Origin of the sequence: Priestia endophytica (assembly GCF_026790145.1) — a bacterium.
GTDB lineage: Bacteria > Bacillota > Bacilli > Bacillales > Bacillaceae_H > Bacillus_I > Bacillus_I endophytica_A.
Genome location: NZ_JALAMS010000001.1, coordinates 327,601 through 350,512, shown reverse-complemented (window position 1 = coordinate 350,512; position 22,912 = coordinate 327,601). Strand labels below are relative to the sequence as shown.

Here is a 22,912-nt window from a genome sequence, read left to right as displayed (position 1 = left end):
CTTTTTTGGTCTATTCTTTGAACCGATCTAGTCGGTGTAAGGCATTAATAAGTTGTTGAAGTTCTTCATCGCTGATTACTTCAAATTTCTCGGTTAAATACTTAAGTTTTTTATCTCCAAACTCCTTAAATATTTCTTCCCCTTTTTCTGTTAACACAATCTCAACAACGCGACGGTCATTTGGGGATCTCCGTCTTGTAATGTACTCTTTATCAATCATTGTATCGGTTACCGCTGTAATATGACTAGCAGATACACCAAGTGCTTTTGACAGCTCTGTTGCCTTTTTACCTCCACCTTCTGATAAAAGACGTAAAATTGCAAATTCACTGCTTGTCATTTCCGATTGCAATAGATCGTTGATTTCATAGCGGATTTGTCGAAATACGCGACGCATTGATTTTTCTAAATCAACCATCATCGTATGACGTTCCATACAATCGCCTCCTCTTTTTCTTATCGTAAACTTGAAGCCCGCTTGTTACTAGCTATATCATACATCTAGTAACCATCGTTCTTTATTTAATTGTACCACTGTTATTACAATAATTCCTCTACTACTTACCAAAGGAGAAAATAAAAGACTTTTAAATAAAAAAAGACTTGATAGCAATGCAAGCTATCAAGCTACAAACTCCATAAGTTCATAAAGAGCGTCTTCCACCTTGGGAGTTTCTTATTTGCAATAAATCCTTCTTTCCTTTCTAACTGTTCCTCTACCATTACCAAACGTTCTTCTAGCTCATATATCTTCTTTTGCAAATTCGTAATTTCAGTTCGATGCTCTAGGACTTGGAAGGTGACAACTTCACCTGCTTTTTCTTCAATTCGACGATCATTTTCTGCGATTCTTCCCATCATACTTCCCATCTGTTTACACATCTCTTGAATTTGCGCTTCTAAGGCATCAAAATCTGTAGAACTCTGAACGTGTCCTTTTCTAGCTGAAGAGCGCGGCTGAATGTTATGAGCTTCCCGAATTTGCTTAATATTCTCTTTTGAAATATCAAAATGACCGCGCTCGTTTTTAGCACAATCAATATTGTAATGCCGAATCCATTTTATAACGGTTTGAGAACTAACTCCAAGTTCACGTGCAGCTTCATGTGTCTTCATATCCGCTCACCCCTTCGTTTCTTCTCCTTACCAAACTACATTCGAGCGGAAATGATGAATCCCTTTCTGTTTGACAAAACTAGTATGAATTCGCCAAAAAAAGAAGAGATATTACAAAAAAGCCCCGCTACAAGGAGCAGGGTTTTTTTGTAAATTATTGAGCAGATGTTGCTGGTGTCTCTTCACCAGCTGCTGGAGCTTCCGGTGTTGCTGGTGCTTCTTCACCAGTTGCTGGAACTTCCGGTGTTGCTGGCATAAAGTATTGCTCAAGTTCATCTGTTGTAATTAAATTTTCTTTCTTTGTATCAACTGTAAATTTCACATCTTTATTTACAGACTTGTAGTTTGTTTTCGTATCGATTGCAAATGTACCGCCGCCATCTTCTGATTCAACGTTCATGTTCACTTTAACATTTGAAGACTTCGGAAGATTATCATTATATTTAGAAGAGAATGTAAAGTCCATTGAAACTTTGTCACCTTCTGGCTCAGCAGTCATAGAGAATTTGCCAGAATCAGATACAAGCTGGTCTCCATCAACTTCACTTGTTAATGTAAGACCGCTGAATTTTGCATTTGAATCATTTAACGCTTTATCAAACTCTTCACGCTCTTCAGCTGTTAAGTCTACTTCTTTAAGGTAATTATCAATAAGACCTTTAACCTCTTTATCAGAGAAGTTAACTGTAATTTTTCCATCTTCTTCTTTAAAATCATCTTCTGATTTATCTTTTAGAAGTTTTTCAAGTTCTTTACGCATATTTTCTTGAAGCTGTGCTGTGTCTTGAGAATTTTTCATTGCATCAAGTTCTTTTTGAAGCTCTGGATCATCTTTTGCTAACTCATTAAGATCAATAGAGATTGTTTTTCCTTTGAATTTGCTAATATCGATTCCAGATCCTTGTAGGAATGGCGAAATGTTATCAACAAGACTATCTGCCTCAATATAGAATGTATTTGCTTTCTCATCAAAAAGCATTGGTACTTTAGCATCTAGAGCCATCATACCCATTTTTGCTTTAATGTTTAATACAACTTCTTGTTTCTTCGTTTTTTGATCATACTTCGTATCCATTGTTAAAGAAGAGTTTTTCAACACGTCAACTACTTGCTGCATCTCTGGATCAGACTCAGCTGCGTCAATTTTAATATCTTTGAAAGATAATTTTGTTGTTGCTTCAAAAGATTTAACCGTTTCCAGATTACTGTATGCTTTTGTTAATTGTTCTCCTGGAGCGCTATTACACGCTGTTAAAGCGATTGCTGCGGTACCAAGTAAAGCTGTGTTTGTAATAAGTAATTTACGTTTTTTCATATAGTTCGAAGCTACTGCATATAAATTGTAGCTTCTTACCTCCTCTCGATTTCCCAATCTCCATTTTTGCACTACTTCTACTAAACCATAAAGACAAAATTAACGTCAATGTTTTTTGGAAGAAATAGGTCTTATACTTCACAAAAATTTCTACTTATCTAGTTCTTTATTACCCTTGGTTAATATTAGAAAAACTTCAAATTAGAAACTTATTAGGAACTATTATTCCATAATTCATCTCCAAAAGTAATAAGTTTTCTATACGGTACTTATATTTACGGGACAGAATTCATTTGGTTTCAAAAATATTTTTCTTTAAATTGGTCATTACTAATTACAAAAGAATGTTTTACTGCATTTCTATCTAGAAATATGAAAAACTCTTGCACTATACTCAAAAAACGAATATTATGGATGTTGTTTCACAAAAAATGTTCGTAATTTGGAGGTAAACATGTTTAAATTACAAGAAGCAAATACGAGCGTTCGTACAGAGCTATCAGCAGGACTTACAACGTTCCTTACAATGGTATATATCGTAATTGTTAACCCTGTCGTATTATCAAGTGCAGGCGTTCCTTTTGAGCAAGTTTTTACAGCTACTATTATTTCAGCTGTAATTGGAACCCTTTGGATGGCCCTTGCGGCTAATTATCCTGTTGCAATTGCTCCAGGTATGGGTTTGAATGCTTATTTTGCTGTTATTTGCTCACAGGAAGGTATTACGTATACAACAGCGTTTTCTGCGGTATTTATCGCTGGTCTTATTTTTCTTGTCCTTTCCCTAACTTCTTTTCGAGAAAAATTAATTGATGCAATTCCAGATAGTTTAAAGAACGCTATCACAACCGGAATTGGTCTTTTCATTGCTTTTATTGGTTTACGAAATGCTAATATCATTGTTGATGATCCAACAAACCTCGTAAAACTAGGAGATTTAACAGAACCAGGCACTTTCCTTACCATTGTTGGACTTGCCATTACACTTCTTTTAATGGCATTACGTATAAATGCAGCCCTTTTCCTCGGCATGATTGCAACCGCAGTTATCGCTCTGTGCACAGGACAACTTTCATTTAAAGAGGGATTTTTCTCTTTCCCATCGTTACCAGAAGGACTTATTGTTTTTAATCCTATTACAGCACTGAACGATGTCATTACACACGGCCTTTATGCTGTTGTATTCTCTTTCTTGCTTGTTACGATTTTTGATACAACAGGCACAATGGTTGGCGTTGCTCAAAAAGCAGGACTTATGAAAGATGGAAAGATGCCTCGCCTGCGTCAAGCACTTCTTTCTGATTCATTTGGAACAACATTTGGAGCAATGTTCGGTACAAGTCCAACAACAGCCTTTGTTGAATCATCTTCAGGAGTTGCTGCTGGAGGCCGTACAGGGTTAACAACACTAACGGTTGGCATTCTATTCATTGTTGCTGCTTTCTTTAGCCCTCTTGTAGGAGCTGTTTCAGGAATTGCTGCGATTACATCACCTGCTTTAATCATCGTTGGAAGTTTAATGATGGAATCTGTTGCTAAGATTGAATGGAAAGAACTTGATGAAGCTTTCCCAGCCTTTCTTGTTATTTTAAGCATGCCTTTAACATCAAGCATTGCAACAGGTATTGCACTGGGTTTCATTTCTTATCCCCTGATTAAACTAGTAAAAGGAAAAGGAAAAAGCGTTCACCCTCTTGTTTATATTTTTGCGCTTTTATTCTTTATTCAACTTATGTTCTTTTCCCATTAAAAAAGACAAACGAGCCGTTCCGCGGTCCGTTTGTCTTTTTTTATATAACGGTTCATCTAAACTTCCACAGATAACAATTGTTTTACTACGCAAAATTTGGAAACCCTTTTTTCACTACAGCAACCAAACTAAATAAAAAAGCGGATGATCCGCTTTTTATTGGTCTAAAAAGTTTTCTACAAATTCTTGATAGTTTCTTCTTGGATATGAACGATACATATTGCTAAGAAGACGAATAGGATCGCCAAAAAAGAAACGTTCATACAATGTTTGACGTGTACCAAAAGCACTTAGAGTCATATCCCATGCAAGGCGGAAGAGTTTGACACGTTCATATCCTCCTTTTGAGAAACTTTGCAAATAGTAATTAAGCTTTTCTCCCATTTCAGAATCAAAATCAGCTTCTGTTGGAAGAGTAATAAGACCGCTTGCACCAAGGAGTTCTACTATTTCAGTTAAGCGGGGATATGTGTTAGAAAAAAGAGTTACAGCAACATAGAGAGGATGTACGCTCGGAGCCATAATACCAAACTTATCCTTTTGAGCTTCTGTTTCTGATGTCAAAAGCAATCCTCTCATTGTTTCTAAAGCGATCACAATTTCACTTATCTTCGCTTGCACGTGCTGATATTCACTAATATTAATAGTATCTACAATTGACTGTGCTACACCTAACGTAAATTCTAGCTTAACAACTTGACGGGACACAACTTGATGAAGAATCAGGGCAACATAGCTACTTCCCAAAAAAAGACTTTCCGCTGCTTGTTTATCTTCGTAGAAAAAGAGCCTCTCCCACGGGACTAAAACATTGTTAAATATAACTACTGCATCAAGCTCATCAAAACGCGAACTTAATGGATAATTAAAAGAGGAAGAATGATAAGAAAATGGTTCTCTGCACAAGAACGTAAGTCCTTCTGTATTACTAGGAATTGAAAAAGCAAAAGCTCCTTTCTCATCCAATCCTTTTCCACCCGTTGAAAAAACGAGAAGTTCATCCGTAAGACCACCTTGTGTAGCAAGTAATCTTGCTCCTTTAAATAAAAGACCGTCCTTTGTTTTCTTCACTACCTGAGCTGCAATTGGTTCCTCTTCTAATTCTTCATAATAAAAAGATCCTCTATTAACCTGTGGACTTACATATGTGTGTGTAAAAGATAAATCAAGATTCTTTGCTTTCTCATATAGCTGAACAAGGTTCTCACTACCCTTTTTATGCTTCTTTTCAATTAACGAAGCTCCTGATGAAAAAGCCATAAGAGCTGTGTTCATATAATCAGGGGCCCTTCCCATCATCCCACCTGATTTCCTAGCCCAAAGCTGTGTTGCTTTTCTCCTCTTTTCTAAATCTTCCTTTGTTTTCGGTTTCATAAAAGCTGTTCCGTACGTTTTTCCTTCTTCAGAATGAGTAAGGACTGATTTATGCTCGCCATCTTGCATATCATAAAGTCCCGCTTTGCTTTTTACAACTCCTTGAAAAGCACTGTGCTCACTAATGTCTCCTTTTACTTTTTCTCCTTTTACCCATACATCATTTTTTAAAAGGTTTAACCTTGTAACAAACTCTTTTCCATCTATGAACCCCAAAGAAACTCGCTCCTCTTCTCTGTTATTGTTTTCTACATCGTATTCACTCTTTTAAAAAAAGAAACAGAATATACAACCTAAATAAGATAGAGAGTACTTCAAACAAAAAAGATGGTGAAGAGCCTATAAGTCTTTACTTTTAAAAGGAGAAAAATGATGAAGCAGACTTTATAAAAGTTCACTTATAAATATGTTTACTAAGCGAACATAAAAAAGAAGAACATCATTTAAAATCTGTTCTTCTTTTGATTCTTTTTAAAGCTTCTAAATCTTCTTCTACAGAAAATATTTTCTGCTCTACAATCGTTTTGCTGTCTTCAATTCCCTTATTATAGAAATAAGCTCCGACATTTTCTTTTATAAAATAAAAAAACGTTTCAGCGGCAAGTTCTCCTATCTCTTCTCCTCGTTCTTCTAGGAAAAAGCGTTGAATTTCATCAATCACTTCTGCCTTTTGTTCTTTTGATAATAAAATTCCCATACAGTGTACCCTCCCTTTTCTAGCTTTCTACTATTGTTCTCTTTAATGTACTGAGAATCTCGTTTATTTAAAACATTCTTTTACAGTCATGTGTAGCAAATCCATAAGAGGACCAAATGAATAATTAACATCAAGTCGTTCTGTCCACTGATGCGCGTCTCTCCCTCTAGGACCTAAGTTAAAGACAGGTACTTTAAACTGTTCTAGATTAGAAAATGGAATATCATAGCCTTTCTTCCACAATGGCATGTTGTGAACAAGTGGCAAGAAAGTTTCTAACGCATGATCAAGTCCAACATAGCTAAGGTCTGAAATGCCTCCAAAGTAAAGCTGCTTATGAAACGCTATCCCATACTTTTCTGCACCTGTTTTTGTTAGTATTTGAACAAGTTTTTTTACAAGTGGATGATCATCTGTACATACAGCAGGATAATATGGTGGTGCGAAAAACAGGATAATCATTGGTGAAAGCTCTTTGCATAAAAGAGCAAGCTCATTCAAAATAGCCGTTGTTTGTTCCCTATGATCGAGAGAGGACGTCTCATGTTGTACCTTCTTAATTAAACTATCAACGTGTTCCTTCCCGTAAGTATCCACCCCATATTTATAAAGTTTCTCATACGTAAAAACGTGAACATTTACAGACCTTGGAGTAGAAGATTGCATCATTCCATAATGAAAAGCGCGATTATTATAGTGCTTCTCTACTTCACGAGCTGCTTGCTGAGCACTTTCTAATAGCGAAGAAACAAACTTATCCATCGGCTTCTTCATCACTAAGAAATTATAAAGAGATAACGCTCTGTTTGGGGTTTGTGTTGAATACTCTTTCTTTAAATCTCCCTGAGACAAAATAGTTGGAGGAGGACTTACTTCCCCTTCAATCACTTCACAATAGTCTGTATTAAGCTCTAATGCTCTTGTAAGCTCACTAACAAGTAAATTAGCGTTAAGCCCTGCAAAAGGCTCTCCAACATGACTTTCTTTTCCATAGCAAAAAAAACCTGGAAATACCTTTCCAATCGATCCAACATATAAATAATCTTTCGTATCACCAGGATAACGACTGAACATCGGTTCTCCATTCAAGACAAGAGAATATTGAAAACTGTGTTGTTTTGCAAGGTCAAGCAAAACAGGTACTGCTCTTCTCATTCCTATCGAACTTACTTCTTCATCTGGAACAGATAAAAACAACAGATTTCCTTCAAAGTCTCCATTTGTCGCTCGTTCAATGAGAGACATTTGAGTCGCCATTCCGCTTTTCATATCCATAATTCCACGTCCAAAAAGCCATTCTCCTCGATCTAAGTCTTGGCGGACTTCAAATGGTACAAGCTCACGCTGCCCATAAAATCGTTTTGTTAGTTCAATGGGGTTAAAGGCAGCATCTTTCCAAATCCCATATCCCTCAACTCCAACAACATCATGATGATTAACAAGAATAACCGTTTTATTTGTTTTTCGACCTTTTACAAAAGCAGTTACAATAAATCTGCCGTCTTCCGTATCATGTAATTGAGCATAAGAAAGGTGTTTTCTGAAATATGGAAGTTGCAGAAGCTTACGATGAATAAACTTGGCCATCTCTCCTTCTGCAGAGCTTCCAGTAATACTCGGAACGGACACAAGTTCACAAAGAAGGTCGATGAGCTGTTGTTTTGTTTGAAAGTAAGTTTGCCCTTTCATGTTCTCCCCCCTGTTCGACGTTTTAGAAAGCAATGTTTATGCTGCTATAATTAAGCCCATTCTCCGCTATCTTTCTTTTTACGTCAACCACTTTTTAAAGAAAGAAAACCAAATAAAAAGAGCAGCTCTTTCACTTGTAGGCTGCTCTTTTTTCTTATTTTGCTTCTAAATAGTCCAAGATATGATCAATTAGTTCTTCACTGCTTTGATCGTTTCCATATTCAATGGAATAATCCATGACCGTCGCTCCTTCCTCAATTTACCTTTTATATAAGATAACACAGTTTTTGACTGTTTAGGATGTATATTTTTTAAAAAATTTTGACAAATTTATTTTGTGCTACTCATAGCGTTTTTACAAACATCCTATAGAGGTAGTTTGCTCACTTTATTATACGTGATGAATACTAGATTCGTTCTCGCTTTCTAATAAGAGGCAAGCACTCTTTCTTTATGCTCAAAGCCGACTCTCTGAAGCTTTTCTAAGAGAAGGTTAGACACTCTCTCATCATCACTTCTCTGTAGGTCCTTATAATCAATAGCTACTGAATATGTACAGTCACAATCTTTAGCGATAATTTGAATAAATGTCTCAAGGGAATGAATATAAACTTCTGACACCACATTTTCTAAATTTTTTTCAACATAAGCTTTCCACTCGACATGTTTCATTTTATCTCTCTCCTTTTAATATACTTTTCGACAAAGGCAAAAGAAAAATGCCAACCGCTAAAAGCGATTGGCATCTTTTCTCTGCACATTTATCACTCAAAGCGTTTGCTTTGCTGGTAGTAGCACCTTGCATACGCAGGTTGCTGTGGAATCATTGAGCCAGTTCTCTTATCCACTCTTGATAAGTTGTATATTTTTCTATTGTTAATAAAGTTGACTGTCTTAATAAACAATATATGTTTGTGAATAATGGAATTATACCAACTATTCTTCACTTTGTAAATGAGCATTTTGAGTAAAAATGAAAGAACAGTTTGAGCATATGTATCGATTTCCTGATATTATTAATAAGAAGTTATCGGTGTAACCTTGACCTTCACCTTAGTTTACATATACAATGAAAATTTGTAGAAAGGAGTTTCAATATGTATCATTTTAAAACAAAAAAGCATAGTTTCAATTACACGATTCACCAAGTTCAAAATACAACAAACGTTCAAATTTCAGTTTGCAAAGATGAAGGGGTTCTGCTTACTGTACCGAAAAGTTTTACAAAAAGCAACCTTCAATTTGTATTAGCTCGCAAAGCCGACTGGATTGCTGAGCAGCTAGGAGACGTTCAAACTTCTGAGGAAAATCATACTCAAGATGAAGAAAAAATAACAGAAGCAGAAAACGTTGTTAAATCTGATAAAAAGAAATCGTTTCAATCTGGAGAGCGTTTCTTTTACCTTGGACGTCAGTACCGTTTAAACATCGAAACAACTGAAGATACTCCATCTTTCGCTTTTAAATATTCAAAATTCACAGCACAAACTCCAACAAGCTGGGATGAAGCAAAAACGAATGAAGAAATCTTTACTATGTTAAAAGAATGGTACATAACAAAAGGCCATGATAAAACAAAAGATATTTTAAAAAGCCTTAACCCTCTTTTAACAAACGATGTAGCTTCTATCACATGGGAAGAATCGCCTAACCTTGTTTCTTACAACAACGGAGATGTAAAAGCAGATTGGCATTTGCTTATGGCACCAATGGCAACAATTGAAGCTGTTATCGCGAAAGAAGTGGAACAAAATCCTTCTTCCCTTTTTGAAGACTATAATGAACGCTTAGAGTGGCTAAAAGAACATACGCTCTCTCTATAAATTAAAGGAGTAGTAGAGCTGAAATGGTTTCATACTTATAATTGAGGGGTATAAACATAAAAATACTGATCCACCTAAAAAGGAGAATTTTTTTATGAAAGGACAACGCTATTTTATTTTAGCTCTTGTTTTTGCTCTTATCGTTGCTATTTTAGCTATTGTAAATGATGAACCCGTTCAGTTTAACTACGTATTTGGTACACAAGACTGGCCACTGATTCTCGTTATTCTTGGCTCTGCTGTATTTGGTGGCGTTGTAGCTGTATCATTGAGTTTGGTTAAAATCATTCGTCTTCAGAGTCAAATCCGTCAACTTCAAAAAAATGGAGCATCAGTACCTCCTTCTATTGAAGCTGACAAAGACCATACAACGGCCGCAAAAAAGAAGGAAAAAGAAATATCTTCTTCCGAAAATAAAAATGTTGGTATAAAGAGCAGGCTAAATAAATAAAGATGTAGAAGGTTAGTACAGGGAAATGTACTAGCCTTCTTTGTGTTGCATAGCATCCAACTATCTTTATTAAAAGGAGCGAATTGTAGCTTGACAAAAAGTACAAAAAGCGAACTTTGGTCTTATGTAAAAACCATCATATTAGCTATTATTTTATCCTTTTTTATTCAACATTTCTTCTTCCAACCTTATACAGTAAAAGGGGATTCAATGCTACCTAACTTAAAAGATGGAAACAAAATTGTCGTCAATAAAGTAAACTATAAGTATGGAAAGCCCCAGCGAGCAGATCTCGTCGTTTTAAAGTCTCCCGAGCATAAGGAAGAATATCTTGTAAAGCGAATTGTGGGCCTGCCTGGTGAAAATATCTCGTTCAAAAACGATGTTCTTTATGTCAATGGACAAAAAACAGCTGAACCTTATTTAAGCAAAGCAAAGCAAGAAAAATTACCATATGAACAAGTAACGAATGATTTCACCCTAAAAGAAATAGTAGGTCTAGCTAAGATTCCTAAAGACTATGTCCTTGTATTAGGCGATAATCGTCCTATAAGCAATGATGGGCGCCATTTTGGGCTTATTAAAATCGATAATATTGTTGGGGAAGTGAACATGAGATATTGGCCACTGAATGAGATCAGTTTTATGCATTAACTCTTACCTCCCTGTTTTTTTACATAACTGTAATATTATTTTGATACCGAATTTACGTTTTTCCTTTATACTAAAAGTAGCAAAAGCAATTAGAGCAAGGAGGAATTTTAATGCTACTTTTCCGCTCCCTTATTGCGTTTTTAGTAATCTGTTTTCTGACTGCCTAGCTTCCTGAAAACGGCTCTATTCCAATGAAAAACACCTTATTTACGAAATTAAAAATAAGCTCTATATAAAGAAAGCCATTCAATGTGAATGGTTTTTTTCTTCTATATATTGTTTCCATTTCCCCCATACCAAATATGAAAAAATCGATATAATACAGCAAAGGAGATGATTATTATTCAAAATTTGCCTTTTTATTCTTATGAAGAAGCTTTATCAAAAGTTCAGACAGGCGATATCTTACTTTGCTCTGGTCATTATATAATAAGTCGTCTCATTGGATTTTTTTCACGTTCTGCTTTCAGTCATGTTGGGGTTATTGTCAAATGGGAAGATCGTATTCTAGTAATGGAAAGTGTTGAGGATGATGGTGTACGTATTGTTCCCCTCTCCCACTACTTTAAAAATTATGAAAATAAAAATGAAAGCTATAGAGGTAAACTATTTATCGCTAGACATGATAAATTTATGAGCGATAACGTCTCAGAAGAAGAGAAAAAAAGACTAATTGATAAAGGGATTTCCCTTCTAAATAGACACTATGATAAATTTGAAATTCTAAAAATTCTACTTCGTATTGTATTTAAAGTTCCTAACTATAAACAAAACAACCAATATATTTGCTCTGAACATATTGATATCCTTTACAAAGAAGCAAATATTACCCTTGCCCCATTACAGCATCGCCCTCTTTTTCCAGAGCATATTGCAAAAGATAAAAGCATTACATTTCTCTTTCGCCTTCTGTAAAAGAAAATAAATTCCTTTTCCTTCCCTACTCTTTTATAATAAAGAGTGAATAGAGCAGTGGGAGGAATAGCTAGATGCAGTATCGACGTAATGAAGGTTTTCGCTTTCAATTCGAAGCACCGGTAAAAGGGCTTTTTTCTATTATTCGATGGAATGGTAAACAGGTGCAAAGCAGAAGCGACAGCGTCACAGTTATTGACATAAGCCCAAACGGACTGCGCCTTCAATCGCCATTAGAACTTCCTATTGAAACCAATCAAAAAATTGAAATTAACGTTTCTTTCACGATAAATAGTACTAAGCTTTCTTACAATGGGACAATCCTTTGGAAAAGACCTGTTCAAGAAAGTTTTCAATATGGAATTTCACTTGAAAATGAGGAAGATGAACGCCAAGAAATTATTGATGAAATTAAACTTTACCAGAAACGCTTAAAAAAAGAGTAGTGTACAAAGCTAAAAGTTTTGTACATTACTCTTTTTTTTGATTTTTCTGTTTATCAAGCGTTCTATAAGGCTAAATAACGAGAAAGACAATTGAAAGGAGAAAGGAGAAATGGTCAAAAATCAGGCGAACATAAAAATGAAATAAGCAACGATAGCTACACAGCAGGAATTATCGGTACTCAGTTCTTCCCTTCTGGCAGCACAACAACTGCCTTTTTATATGCTTTTGCTCTTTTTGCAATTTCCTTCTTTTTTAGACCGCTTGGTGGTATTATTTTTGGGTCTATTGGAGATCGATTAGGTCGAAAAAAGATTTTGACAATAACAATTGTTCTTATGTCACTTTCAACAGCAGCTATTGGAATTATTCCTAGTTATGAATCATTTGGAGTAGGGGCTACTATTTTGTTAGTTGTAATGCGAATGATTCAAGGTCTAGCTGCAGGGGGAGAATATGGAGCAGCTACCGTTTTTATGACAGAATCTGCTCCATATAAAAAAAGAGGTTTATTTACAAGTTTCCTTGAATCTGGTGTGCTTTTTGGTTATATCATTGGAGCAAGCTCTGTTGCTCTTCTTACCTCCATCTTAAATGCAGATGCTATGAATCTATGGGGTTGGCGCATCCCGTTTATCTTATCCCTACCTTTAGCTTTAATTGGTATGTATTTACGTACAAAAGTAGATGACACACCCGTTTTTTCTAAATTACAGAAGGAAGATTCTTTATCCGAAAAACCGTTTAAAGAAATGTTCTCAACTGCTCGGAAACCTCTCTTGACAACTTTTTGCTGTATTGCTTTTGCAAATGGAGCATACTACACCCTTTTAACTTATCTCCCTTCTTACTTTGAAACCGAAATTGGACTTTCGGCAAGCAGTTCCTTACTTATAACCATCATCGGAATGATCTTTATGATTTTTCTTATTCCCTTTGTTGACATTTTAAGCGATCATTTTGGACGCAAACTTTTTATGTTTTTAGCAAGTGTCCTAGCTATCATAAGTGCTGTGCCTATTTTTTGGCTCATCAAGGATGGAGGAAACTTCGGACCTCTCTTTGGCTTTTTATTATTAGGAATTCTTGTTTCGCTTTTCGTTGGTGCTCAGCCTGCAGCTCTTCCGCCTTTATTTCCAAGTCGGGTTCGCAACAGCGGATATTCGTTTTCGTATAATATCTCCACAGCTATATTCGGAGGAGGAGCTCCTTTTATTATTACAGCTCTTACTTCCTTATCTCAAAGTTCGCTTACTCCTTCCTTCTTTCTTGTAGGAGTTGCTATTATAGCTGTGATTGGGCTTTTATTTGTTCCTGAAACAGCCAAAAAGCCAATTCACCAAGATGGCATTGACAATAGCACATAAAAAAGAACCCAGAGCCTGGGTTCCTTTTTTTACTCAACAACGCGATTTACAACACTGTTAACATCCTGTCTCGTCATCTTCTCTTTTCCTTCTTCTAATGCTTGAAGTGTAGCCTTTGCAAGAGCAAGTGGAATTTTACAAAAATCTAGAATTGGCCCAGATTTGATTGCTTTTGTATACTCTTCACCAAGCTTTAAATTGCGACGAGCATATGCAAACATATCTGCGACTTCCCAACCTTCTGGAAAGAAATCAATGCCGCCTCTTTCTAAATCTTCACTTCTATTTCTTAGAATGTTCACTGACTGCAGTCCACGTCCAAATCCAATTGCTAGATCTTTATCTGTTTCGATACCAGAATGCCACTTCCAAATGTCTGAAAGCATAACGCCAACTAAGCCTGCTACATAGTACGTATAGTCATCTAAATCTTGTTCACTTTTAATCTCCCAATCTTTCAAAGCCCAATCAGCCATTCCTTCTCCCATAATGGCCGTTGCATCTAGCACTTGATCTACAACTTTTTTAGGACAATATTCAATCCAGTCTGCTAACCTAAGCGTAACTTCAGGAAGAATATGTTGATAAGGAGCGAAAAGCTTTGCTAATTCTTCTTTCGAAACGCCTTTTCGTAAAAGGGAACTTACGGAACGAAGCAATGTTGCTTTTGCTTTCTTTTCCAATTCAGGGTGATCTTCAATTTCATCAATTGCTCTCATGCATAAGTAGGCAGAGCCGACAGCTTCTTTTAAACCTTCTGACAAGTACGTAATTGGAATAAAAAAGGTACGGCTCGTCTCCTTAAGCATTTCAATCGCATCTTTATGTAAACGTATGTTTTCACTCATCTTTAATTATCTCCCTTTCTCAATATGCTCCATTCTCTCTATTGTATCATTTATAGGTGAACAGATTAACAAACATTTATTATGTTTATGCTTCATCTGCTATTTTTTAGAACGATCGTCTCCTTTAACCTTGATTCCTTTATTAACAAGCTTTGCTGTCAATGTCCCCATTAAGAGGGTATTACTCATAAAACCTGTCATCATTTCAAGAGAAGCAACAGCATTTGAAACAATATGTGTTGATGAGACATCGCCATAGCCTGTTGTTGTAAATGTTGTAATGCTATAGTAAAGGAAATCTTCACCTGTAAGATACGTTCCCGAAAAGGTTTGTCCACCTTTTAGATGATAAATTTGCAAATAAATATCTGCATACGTAATGATCATTAAAGAAATCACTAATGCTGAACCAGTAAAAATGCTTGGAAGCGATTCATTTGTTTTGGGAATAAGAATGACAAATTCAGCAAGTAAAAAAAGACATAATCCTAAAAGTAAAAGAAAAAATATTAACAAACTAGTTCCCCCAAAACCAGGTGGAACCTTTATAAATGAATTTAAGATAAGTGAAGCTAATGCTACAATATCAAGGATAAAATAAAGCCACAGTTTTTTCCGATTGAACTCCCGCTTCATAAACAGTTTTCTTATCATATACATCCTCAACTATATTCTTTTTTTATATCTTTTCCTCCTTTTCTTTTTTTATACAAAACAGCAGTTTTAGACAATAAAGAAAAGCCCTCTGCTGAGCATTAACAGAGGACTCTTCCGTGAGAAATGAGAAGGTTTAAACCTGCAGTGTTACTGAGTGTAGGCAATAATCAGAAGATTTTCTTATGTCTAACTTGTGCATTGGCCCCGCCTTCGCCATATGCCATGGTAGCCACGCATGCTACCCAACCTATAACCATTATATTTGAAAACGCTTTCAAAGTAAAGGATAAATTTTTTCAGCACAAAGAAAATTTCATATCATTCTCTTCATTTTAGGCTTTTAATGTACGTGATTATTACCTAATTTTGTTCTTGTAGATAACATTTTTAACATTTTTTTAGCTTTTTAGCTTTTTCGTCTTTTATTATGTACAGTGAAATTACCGCGGCAATATATGCAAAAGCTTTTGCACTGAAGGAGTTTAGCAGTGGAGAACAATGAATTCGAAGCATTAAAAGCAGAATATGATTCAATGATTCATTCCATTTTACACAAGTTACACATCAAATTAGATTATGAAGAATATTATCAAACTGCTCTTATCGGCCTTTGGTATGCAGCAAATCGATTTGAAGAAAACAAAGGAACTTTCACAACATTTGCTTACAAGACAATACGCGGTGAAGTGTTAAAGATACTTTATAAACAAAGCCTCTTTCTACAGCGAAGCGTCCAAATGGAACACGATACTCTAGAACTGATAGCAGAACCTGCTCAAGATCAGATTCTTCAAAAACTTCTCCTTGCCGAATACTGTACATGCCTAACCCCGCGTGAGAAAGTTTATGTTGAAGAGAGGATTATAAACGATAGGAGCTTTGAAGATATTGCATCCCGCTATAATGTTTCCCCTCAAACTGTAAAAACGTGGGGAAAGCTTGCCAAAAGAAAGCTTCGAAATAAATATAAAAAATAATAAAATAAGAGTACAGGTCTTTTTATTCTACAAAAAGCCCGTACTCTTGTTCTGACTCAAAAAAGATTTCTCTATATCCTGCATAGCTCTTCATATAGCGAAGTTCTAATGAGGAAATAATGGGCCCATTTAGCCTAAAAGAGGGAGAGAGCCTTCCATATTCATATTCTATATTTTCACTTCTGATCATCACTGCTGCTCCACCTAAAATATACTCTTTTACTTCTTTTACATCTAGTCTTTGAAAGGTATAGTCTTTCATTTTGTTTTGAATCCAGTATGTATAAATTCCATTTGCAACCTCTTCATCTATCTTATATGTCCATTCTTCATCATCGTACAACATTTGCACCCAAAGTGTAATATAAGCATCTAGTTCATCATGAAATTGCTTTTTAGATGCTCTATAAAGACAAAATTCTGATGCATATTCTATAGGGATTCGAGCGCGAATCCGATGAACTTCTTTTTGTTTCATGTCTAAGATCGCTTCTATTACTTCTCTTTTTCTTTCTTTTATCACTTTTTGACTAATGTTCATTTCTTTTCCTCCTCTTCACCGTATAGACCATCAACATATAAAGAAGCAATAGTTCGTGAAATTTCTTCCACACTTCCATCATGTTCATTTTGAACAATTTCCCATAAATACATTTCATTCATAAAAAACCATCCTTTTGCCACAATATGTGCCTTCACATCACCTCTTGCTAAATGATGTTCCTGAACGTAAAGAATGTCTTTTGATATACGTGCAATAAACTGTTCTCGGATATCTTTCCACTGATGTGCAATAACATCTGACATACCAATGGCTTCTTGAAAAACCCTCATAATCTCCCGCTCTGTTTCAGCCATCTTGAGAAAACGATATGCTTGTTTTTCGATAATTTCTTTAGCTTCTTGTTTTGTTTTTGGAAAAAAAGGCATTTCTGCAATCTCATAAAATTGATTCATTACTTCCTCCATTAACACAGAAAGTAACGCTTCTTTTCCATTAAAATGAACGTATGCTGTTCCATATCCTACTTTTGCTTTTTTTATTACTTGTGAAATCGTCGTTTTTTGAAATCCTTCCTGCAAAAATATATATCTTGACGCTTCTAAAATTTTTCGGCGTGTAACAAGCGATCGAAGATGACGCTTATCTTCTATTTCATGCTCTTTCATCGCATTTTCCTCCTCTTTCTATTAGCATATAAGTTTCACAAATAAAAGAAAAGTATAGGAAGCTCGGAAATAAAATAAATATTCCGAAAATTAAATTGACATCATGTCATATTGTTGATATGATTTCTAAAAATAATGTAGCAAGGAGATTGATTAATCATGCCTTTCTCTTCGTTTCAACCCACACTCGAATATGCTAAAAATCTTGACGAACAGGATATTCTAGCTTCTTTTAGACAAGAATTCTATTTGAAGGAAGACTCCATTTATATGGATGGAAATTCATTAGGACTTCTCTCTAAAAGAGCTGAGAGAACTCTTTTGGAAGTTGTTGATGATTGGAAGAACTTAGGAATTGATGGTTGGTCATCAGGCAAGCATCCTTGGTTTACGTTATCAGAAAACCTCGGTGAAAAACTGGCTCCACTCATAGGTGCCTCTGCTGAAGAAGTGATTGTAACAGGCTCAACAACCGTTAACCTTCATCAGTTGCTCTCTACATTTTATCACCCAAAAGGAACACGAACTAAAATCTTAGCTGATGAACTTAATTTCCCTTCCGATATTTACGCTATTCAAAGTCAACTGCATACACATGGTTATGACCCTGAAACACATCTTATTAGAGTAAAAAGCAGAGACGGTCGCTTTTTATATACGGAAGACATTATCGAATTGATGACTGAAGATATTGCTATTATGATCCTCCCTACTGTCCTATATCGAAGCGGCCAAATTCTAGATATGGAGACATTAACAAAAGAAGCTCATAAACGCGGCATTTTAGTTGGCTTTGATGCTTGTCATTCTATTGGTGCTATCCCTCACCTTTTCAATAAATGGGACATTGATTTTGCCTATTGGTGTAATTATAAACATCTTAATGGCGGACCAGGAGCTGTTGGAGGTTTATATGTAAATCATAAACATCTTGGCACTTCTCCAGGTCTTGCTGGTTGGTTTAGTTCTAGTAAAGAAAAACAGTTTGATATGGAGCATACATTGACACCTGCTGACACAGCTAGTGCTTACCAGATTGGCACTCCTCACCTGCTAAGCCTCGCCCCTTTAATTGGGTCTCTTGAAATCTTTCATGAAGCTGGCATTGAAAAGATTCGTGATAAGTCTGTAGCCATGACAGACTATCTTATCAAACTTGTAAACTATTATTTATCACCTTTTTCTTTTACTATCGGAAGTCCTGAAAATGCCAATGAACGCGGAGGTCATCTAAGCCTTGAGCATAAAGAAGCCGCTCGCATTTGTAAATCCCTTAAAGAATACAGCATCATACCTGACTTTAGGTCACCAAATATCATTCGTCTTGCTCCTGTTTCGCTCTATACCTCCTATGAAGAAATATGGAATGTTGTTCAAACATTAAAAGAAATTATGCAAAAAGAGCATTATAAACAATATAAAAATGAACGTGAAATTATTGCTTAATATCAATTGCTAAATTTCATAGGAGGAATGAAAAATATGACGTCAAAAAACAATTCTCGCCCAGAGCAAAATATTCAAACTGACTTTCAAAAGGAAATGTCTTATGGTGACTATCTTCATCTTCATAAAATCTTAGATAGTCAGCAAAGACTTTCTGGTCATCATGATGAAATGTTATTTATTATTATTCATCAGACAAGTGAACTATGGATGAAGCTTATTTTGCATGAAGTGAAGGCCGCTATTAGCTGTATACGCAATGATAATTTAGAAGCTTCTTTCAAAATGCTTTCTCGGGTTTCTCGTATTCAACAACAGCTCATTCAATCTTGGAACATCCTTTCAACTTTAACGCCTGCTGAATATATGGAATTTAGAGACGACCTTGGAAAGTCTTCTGGGTTTCAGTCGTACCAAAATCGTCTTATTGAATTTTCTTTAGGAAACAAAAATGCTCATACTCTAGTTGTCTACAAACATGATAAAAATCTTTTCAATCAAATGCAGCAAGCACTTCGTGAGCCAAGTATATATGATGAAACAGTCAAAGCTATGTCTAGGCGTGGCTTACCAATTGACGAGCAATGTCTGAACAGAGACTATTCCGAACAATATGAGCCAAATGAAAGCATCGAATTGGCTTGGCTTGAAGTTTATCGCAATGTTAACCAATATTGGGATTTATATGAGCTAGCTGAAAAGCTTGTTGACATTGGAAGTCAACAGCAATTGTGGCGCTTCAATCATGTGACAACAGTTGAGAGAATTATCGGTCATAAAACTGGAACAGGAGGGTCTTCTGGGGTAACGTACTTAAAAAGAGCACTTGATCAGCATTTCTTCCCTGAACTGTGGAGCCTTCGCACAAAAATTTAGAAGATGGAGGAATTGTGATGTGGATAGATGTTTCACAGCGACTTGATAACAATATAGCTGTATGGCCAGGAGATACCCCTTTTTCATATGAAGTGGATGTATCAAAAGAAGAAAGTGGGTCTGTTAATATCGGCAAACTCACCTTGAGCACTCATATTGATGCACCTTTTCATTTTGATAATGAAGGGAAAAAAGTAATTGATTTAGACATTAACTTATATATTGGTTCTGCAGTTGTTGTTCACTTACCAAATCGGCAATTAATCCAAAAAGAAGAATTAGAAAAATTAAATTTAGATAATGTAACACGACTCCTAATACGTACTGATGCATGGCAGAATCGTACTGTCTATCCAGAAGAAATTCCAACGCTTGAGTCAGAAGCCATTGACTATCTTGCTAGTATAGGAGTACTTCTTATTGGTTTTGACTTGCCTTCTGTTGATCACATGGAAAGTAAAACACTGCCTAATCACCATAAGTTAGCAAGCTCCGGTATTCATATTTTAGAAGGACTGATAATGGATGATATTCCTTCCGGACACTATCAGCTTATCGCTCTTCCCCTTCCTCTTGTAGAAGGAGACGGTAGTCCTGTGCGTGCCCTATTAAAAAAAGAGAAAAAGTAGAGTTCTAAAGAGATAGGGAATGGAATTTTTTCTTTTCCTTTCCCTTTGTTTCTGCACCTACTCCCCTTACATACCTACCTTTACTACTTTCAATATATTATAAAACATGATGTTTAGTAGAAAATAACCTTTAGAGGAGGCAATGAAATGGCCATTCAGGAGCCAGTAATTGCGACAATGTTTATCCTTGCTCTAATTGCACTAGGAGAAGTTGTGTCGATTGTAACAAAAGCAAAAATTCCTATGCTTCTTGTTACACTTATTGGATTTTTAATTCTTATCTGGACTGGTGTACTTCCAAAAGACATTGTAGATACTTCATCATTTAACCAAATTGGATTTTTACTTGTTACCCCACTTGTTGTTCATTTAGGAACACTCATTCCATTAAAAATGATGTTTAGACAATATAAAGCCGTCCTTATTGCATTAAGCGGCATCTTCTTTGCCGTGTTACTCGTCATTCCGATTAGTACACTTATATTTGGTTATGAAACAGCAGTTTCAGGAGTTGGTCCACTTGTTGGGGGAATCGTTGCTTTCATTATTACGTCAACTGAATTAAAGGAACAAGGATTCGGTTACTTAGTAGCTATTCCTGCTCTTATCTTAGCCATCCACAAGCTTTTTGGCATTCCGGTAGCAACTCTATTTTTACGGAAATATGCTCTTATTTTAAGAGATGAATTTTCTCAAAATGGAGAAATAGCAGTAGCATTAGAAGCACCTGTACAAAAAACAGAGCATCATCATAGCTCAAATATCTCATCTCCAAAATCTAAATTTAATACAGCAAACATTCTTCTTTTTAAACTTTTCGTTGGAGGAGCTCTTGCTATTTTATTAGAAAGTTTTACGGGCCTTCATAACACGGTATGGTGTTTATTAATTGGGATTATCGGAGCACGGATTGGATTCTTCGAACAGAATATTATGGATAATGCTAAAGCCTCTAGTGTGGCCATGATAGGAGCTATTTTTATTGTTATTGACTCTATGAGTGAAGTTAGCCTGCAAACATTCATAAATTTCATTCCACAAATTCTAACCATTATCATTTTAGGCTTAATCGGGATTCTTATCGGAAGTTTTCTCTGTTCAAAGCTGCTTAAAGTAAACCCTTATCAAGGAATGGCCCTGGCTCTCACTGCTATGTTTGGATTTCCTTCTGATTACATTTTATGTCAAGAAGTAAGTCGGAGTCTTGGACGTACAGATGAAGAGGAAAAGTTCTTATTAGATGCACTCTCTCCTCCAATGCTTATCGGTGGTTTTACAACTGTTACAGTCGCATCAGTTATCATTGCAAGCTTTTTAATTCAAACATTATAAAAGGAGAGAAAAAGAATGGATGAACTAAACACCTTAGAAAAAATAGTTGAAACAAAAGAAAAGGAGTATCTACAATATCTCTTTACACTTCTTCGTCAAGAAAGCATTAGTACACAAAACATCGGAATTACTGAATGCGCCGAACTTCTGCGAAATATGATGCATGACATCGGAATCCATACTCGCCTTATTGAAACAGATGGACATCCCGTTGTATATGGAGAAATAATAACAGATCCTAATGCTTTTACTTTGCTTATTTATGGTCACTATGATGTACAACCTCCAGAACCGCTTTATAAATGGGAGTCTTCCCCATTCGAGCCAACAATACGAGAAGGGAAAATTTTCGCACGTGGAGCAGGAGATAATAAAGGACAACTAATTGCTCAGCTTATGGCTATCAAAACATATAAAGAGCATTTCTCACAGCTTCCTATTAACCTAAAATTGGTTTTTGAAGGAGAAGAAGAAAAAGGAAGCCCTAATCTTGCTTCTTTTGTAGAAGCACACCAAGATCTCTTGAAAGCAGATCTTGTTTACACTTCAGATGGGTCTTCCCATAGCAGTGGTTCTCCTCTTATGCTATTAGGAGTACGTGGAGCTCTTGCTATTGAAATGAAGGCATATGGAGCTGATTGGGATAATCACTCAGGGAACGCTGGAAACATTGTTCCAAATCCAAGTTGGAAATTGATTGACGTCCTCAAAACGATGAGAAACAGCGGTGGAAAGGTTCTTATTAAGGGTTTTTACGACAACATTATTGCACCATCTCAACAAGAAAAAGAACTTCTGCAAAAGCTGCCTTTTGATAAGGAAGATATAGCTAGTAAGCTTGGGTATACTGATTTGAATATGGATGGCGTAACTTATTATCATAAGTTAACAATGGAACCGACTTTTAATATTGGTGGTATTGCGAGTGGATATGGAGGAGATGGGATAAAAACCATTATTCCCTCCCATGCGACAGTGAAAATGGATATTCGTCTTGTTGTTGATCAAGACCCGGCAGATATTTATGAAAAAATTGTCCATCATGTTCATAACGTTGATCCAAGTATTGAAGTAAACATGTTAGGCTCTATGCTTCCTTCCAGAACTCCAGCAAATTTGAAAAAAGTAAAAGTAATTGCCAAAGCAATGGAAAGAGCTTATAAAAAAGAACCTCTTATTCAACCAAGTTTGGGTGGTTCACTTCCTGATTATGTTTGGACAAAAATTCTAAAAACTCCTTCCATTATTGTTCCTTATGCTAATTTTGATCAGCGTAATCATTCTCCAAATGAAAATATTGGCATTGATTACTTTTTAAATGGGATTAAGTGTACTTGTCATGTTATTCATGCGCTAGGTTGTGAAATGTAGATTGAAACCGG

Annotated in this window: 24 protein-coding genes and 1 riboswitch; of the genes, 13 read left to right on the top strand and 11 right to left on the bottom strand. The window is 35.8% G+C overall.

The window, feature by feature from the left end; translation table 11 throughout:
• Positions 1-10: 10 nt before the first annotated feature.
• The 3 genes from MOC86_RS01790 to MOC86_RS01780 all read right to left on the bottom strand — a co-directional run bounded on the left by MOC86_RS01790 (position 11) and on the right by MOC86_RS01780 (position 2,431).
• Positions 11-436 carry a MarR family winged helix-turn-helix transcriptional regulator gene (locus MOC86_RS01790; RefSeq protein ID WP_019392873.1) on the bottom strand — a complete coding sequence of 142 codons (426 nt, stop codon included), beginning with the start codon at positions 434-436 and terminating at the stop codon, positions 11-13.
• A gap of 191 nt (positions 437-627) precedes the next feature.
• Complete coding sequence (locus MOC86_RS01785) at positions 628-1,116, bottom strand: MerR family transcriptional regulator (RefSeq protein WP_268582482.1); 489 nt, start codon at positions 1,114-1,116, stop codon at positions 628-630.
• A 154-nt stretch (positions 1,117-1,270) separates the two neighbouring features.
• Entirely contained in the window at positions 1,271-2,431 is a 1,161-nt protein-coding gene (locus MOC86_RS01780; RefSeq protein ID WP_268582481.1) for a hypothetical protein, read from the bottom strand.
• 454 nt (positions 2,432-2,885) lie between these two features.
• On the opposite strand from MOC86_RS01780, the gene MOC86_RS01775 reads away from it, so the two are divergent.
• Positions 2,886-4,181, top strand: coding sequence for an NCS2 family permease (locus MOC86_RS01775; protein ID WP_243514027.1), 1,296 nt, complete (start codon positions 2,886-2,888; stop codon positions 4,179-4,181).
• Between the two features lie 156 nt (positions 4,182-4,337).
• Here MOC86_RS01775 and hpaB read toward each other — a convergent pair whose 3' ends face one another.
• The 4 genes from hpaB to MOC86_RS01755 all read right to left on the bottom strand — a co-directional run bounded on the left by hpaB (position 4,338) and on the right by MOC86_RS01755 (position 8,613).
• On the bottom strand, positions 4,338-5,771 hold the full coding sequence (hpaB, locus tag MOC86_RS01770) for a 4-hydroxyphenylacetate 3-monooxygenase, oxygenase component (protein WP_268582480.1): 1,434 nt from the start codon (positions 5,769-5,771) through the stop codon (positions 4,338-4,340).
• Between the two features lie 223 nt (positions 5,772-5,994).
• Positions 5,995-6,252, bottom strand: a complete 258-nt coding sequence (locus MOC86_RS01765) for a DUF2164 domain-containing protein (protein ID WP_268582479.1) — start codon at positions 6,250-6,252, stop codon at positions 5,995-5,997.
• A 63-nt stretch (positions 6,253-6,315) separates the two neighbouring features.
• On the bottom strand, positions 6,316-7,941 hold the full coding sequence (locus MOC86_RS01760; RefSeq protein WP_268582478.1) for a M20/M25/M40 family metallo-hydrolase: 1,626 nt from the start codon (positions 7,939-7,941) through the stop codon (positions 6,316-6,318).
• 426 nt (positions 7,942-8,367) lie between these two features.
• Positions 8,368-8,613: a hypothetical protein gene (locus tag MOC86_RS01755; RefSeq protein ID WP_268582477.1), complete on the bottom strand. Its 246-nt coding sequence runs from the start codon at positions 8,611-8,613 to the stop codon at positions 8,368-8,370.
• An 86-nt stretch (positions 8,614-8,699) separates the two neighbouring features.
• A riboswitch (SAM riboswitch) is annotated at positions 8,700-8,801 on the bottom strand.
• 237 nt (positions 8,802-9,038) lie between these two features.
• Here MOC86_RS01755 and MOC86_RS01750 point away from each other — a divergent pair.
• From MOC86_RS01750 to MOC86_RS01725, 6 genes are all read left to right on the top strand, one after another.
• The gene (locus MOC86_RS01750; protein WP_268582476.1) at positions 9,039-9,764 is read left to right on the top strand and encodes a YgjP-like metallopeptidase domain-containing protein; all 726 of its coding nucleotides are present in this window, start codon (positions 9,039-9,041) and stop codon (positions 9,762-9,764) included.
• A gap of 94 nt (positions 9,765-9,858) precedes the next feature.
• The gene (locus tag MOC86_RS01745; RefSeq protein WP_268582475.1) at positions 9,859-10,215 is read left to right on the top strand and encodes a LapA family protein; all 357 of its coding nucleotides are present in this window, start codon (positions 9,859-9,861) and stop codon (positions 10,213-10,215) included.
• Between the two features lie 90 nt (positions 10,216-10,305).
• Positions 10,306-10,869, top strand: a complete 564-nt coding sequence (lepB, locus tag MOC86_RS01740) for a signal peptidase I (protein ID WP_268582474.1) — start codon at positions 10,306-10,308, stop codon at positions 10,867-10,869.
• A 333-nt stretch (positions 10,870-11,202) separates the two neighbouring features.
• Positions 11,203-11,784, top strand: coding sequence for a YiiX/YebB-like N1pC/P60 family cysteine hydrolase (locus tag MOC86_RS01735; protein WP_268582473.1), 582 nt, complete (start codon positions 11,203-11,205; stop codon positions 11,782-11,784).
• A gap of 74 nt (positions 11,785-11,858) precedes the next feature.
• Positions 11,859-12,230, top strand: coding sequence for a PilZ domain-containing protein (locus MOC86_RS01730; RefSeq protein WP_268582472.1), 372 nt, complete (start codon positions 11,859-11,861; stop codon positions 12,228-12,230).
• A gap of 90 nt (positions 12,231-12,320) precedes the next feature.
• Positions 12,321-13,595 (top strand): MFS transporter, encoded by a 1,275-nt coding sequence (locus tag MOC86_RS01725; protein ID WP_268582471.1) that lies wholly within the window; start codon positions 12,321-12,323, stop codon positions 13,593-13,595.
• A gap of 29 nt (positions 13,596-13,624) precedes the next feature.
• Here the strand turns inward: MOC86_RS01725 and MOC86_RS01720 are convergent, their stop codons facing one another.
• Both MOC86_RS01720 and MOC86_RS01715 read right to left on the bottom strand, forming a co-directional pair.
• Complete coding sequence (locus MOC86_RS01720; protein ID WP_268582470.1) at positions 13,625-14,443, bottom strand: phytoene/squalene synthase family protein; 819 nt, start codon at positions 14,441-14,443, stop codon at positions 13,625-13,627.
• A 99-nt stretch (positions 14,444-14,542) separates the two neighbouring features.
• Positions 14,543-15,097 carry a potassium channel family protein gene (locus MOC86_RS01715; protein WP_268582469.1) on the bottom strand — a complete coding sequence of 185 codons (555 nt, stop codon included), beginning with the start codon at positions 15,095-15,097 and terminating at the stop codon, positions 14,543-14,545.
• A gap of 491 nt (positions 15,098-15,588) precedes the next feature.
• Here MOC86_RS01715 and MOC86_RS01710 point away from each other — a divergent pair, with 491 nt between their 5' ends.
• Positions 15,589-16,077, top strand: a complete 489-nt coding sequence (locus MOC86_RS01710; protein ID WP_268582468.1) for a sigma-70 family RNA polymerase sigma factor — start codon at positions 15,589-15,591, stop codon at positions 16,075-16,077.
• A gap of 22 nt (positions 16,078-16,099) precedes the next feature.
• Here the strand turns inward: MOC86_RS01710 and MOC86_RS01705 are convergent, their stop codons facing one another.
• The gene (locus tag MOC86_RS01705; protein ID WP_268582467.1) at positions 16,100-16,618 is read right to left on the bottom strand and encodes a hypothetical protein; all 519 of its coding nucleotides are present in this window, start codon (positions 16,616-16,618) and stop codon (positions 16,100-16,102) included.
• A complete protein-coding gene (locus tag MOC86_RS01700) occupies positions 16,615-17,247 on the bottom strand; it encodes a TetR/AcrR family transcriptional regulator (protein WP_268582466.1) in 633 nt (210 codons plus the stop codon). The genes MOC86_RS01705 and MOC86_RS01700 overlap by 4 nt, the downstream gene beginning before the upstream one ends.
• Positions 17,248-17,406: 159 nt before the next feature.
• Between MOC86_RS01700 and kynU the strand changes: the two genes are divergently transcribed.
• From kynU to MOC86_RS01675, 5 genes are all read left to right on the top strand, one after another.
• Positions 17,407-18,693 carry a kynureninase gene (gene kynU / locus MOC86_RS01695; protein WP_268582465.1) on the top strand — a complete coding sequence of 429 codons (1,287 nt, stop codon included), beginning with the start codon at positions 17,407-17,409 and terminating at the stop codon, positions 18,691-18,693.
• 36 nt (positions 18,694-18,729) lie between these two features.
• Positions 18,730-19,569 carry a tryptophan 2,3-dioxygenase gene (kynA, locus tag MOC86_RS01690; protein ID WP_419146595.1) on the top strand — a complete coding sequence of 280 codons (840 nt, stop codon included), beginning with the start codon at positions 18,730-18,732 and terminating at the stop codon, positions 19,567-19,569.
• A 17-nt stretch (positions 19,570-19,586) separates the two neighbouring features.
• The gene (gene kynB / locus MOC86_RS01685) at positions 19,587-20,198 is read left to right on the top strand and encodes an arylformamidase (protein WP_268582463.1); all 612 of its coding nucleotides are present in this window, start codon (positions 19,587-19,589) and stop codon (positions 20,196-20,198) included.
• A gap of 147 nt (positions 20,199-20,345) precedes the next feature.
• Complete coding sequence (locus tag MOC86_RS01680; protein WP_268582462.1) at positions 20,346-21,530, top strand: hypothetical protein; 1,185 nt, start codon at positions 20,346-20,348, stop codon at positions 21,528-21,530.
• Between the two features lie 15 nt (positions 21,531-21,545).
• The gene (locus MOC86_RS01675; RefSeq protein WP_268582461.1) at positions 21,546-22,901 is read left to right on the top strand and encodes a M20/M25/M40 family metallo-hydrolase; all 1,356 of its coding nucleotides are present in this window, start codon (positions 21,546-21,548) and stop codon (positions 22,899-22,901) included.
• Positions 22,902-22,912: the final 11 nt, after the last annotated feature.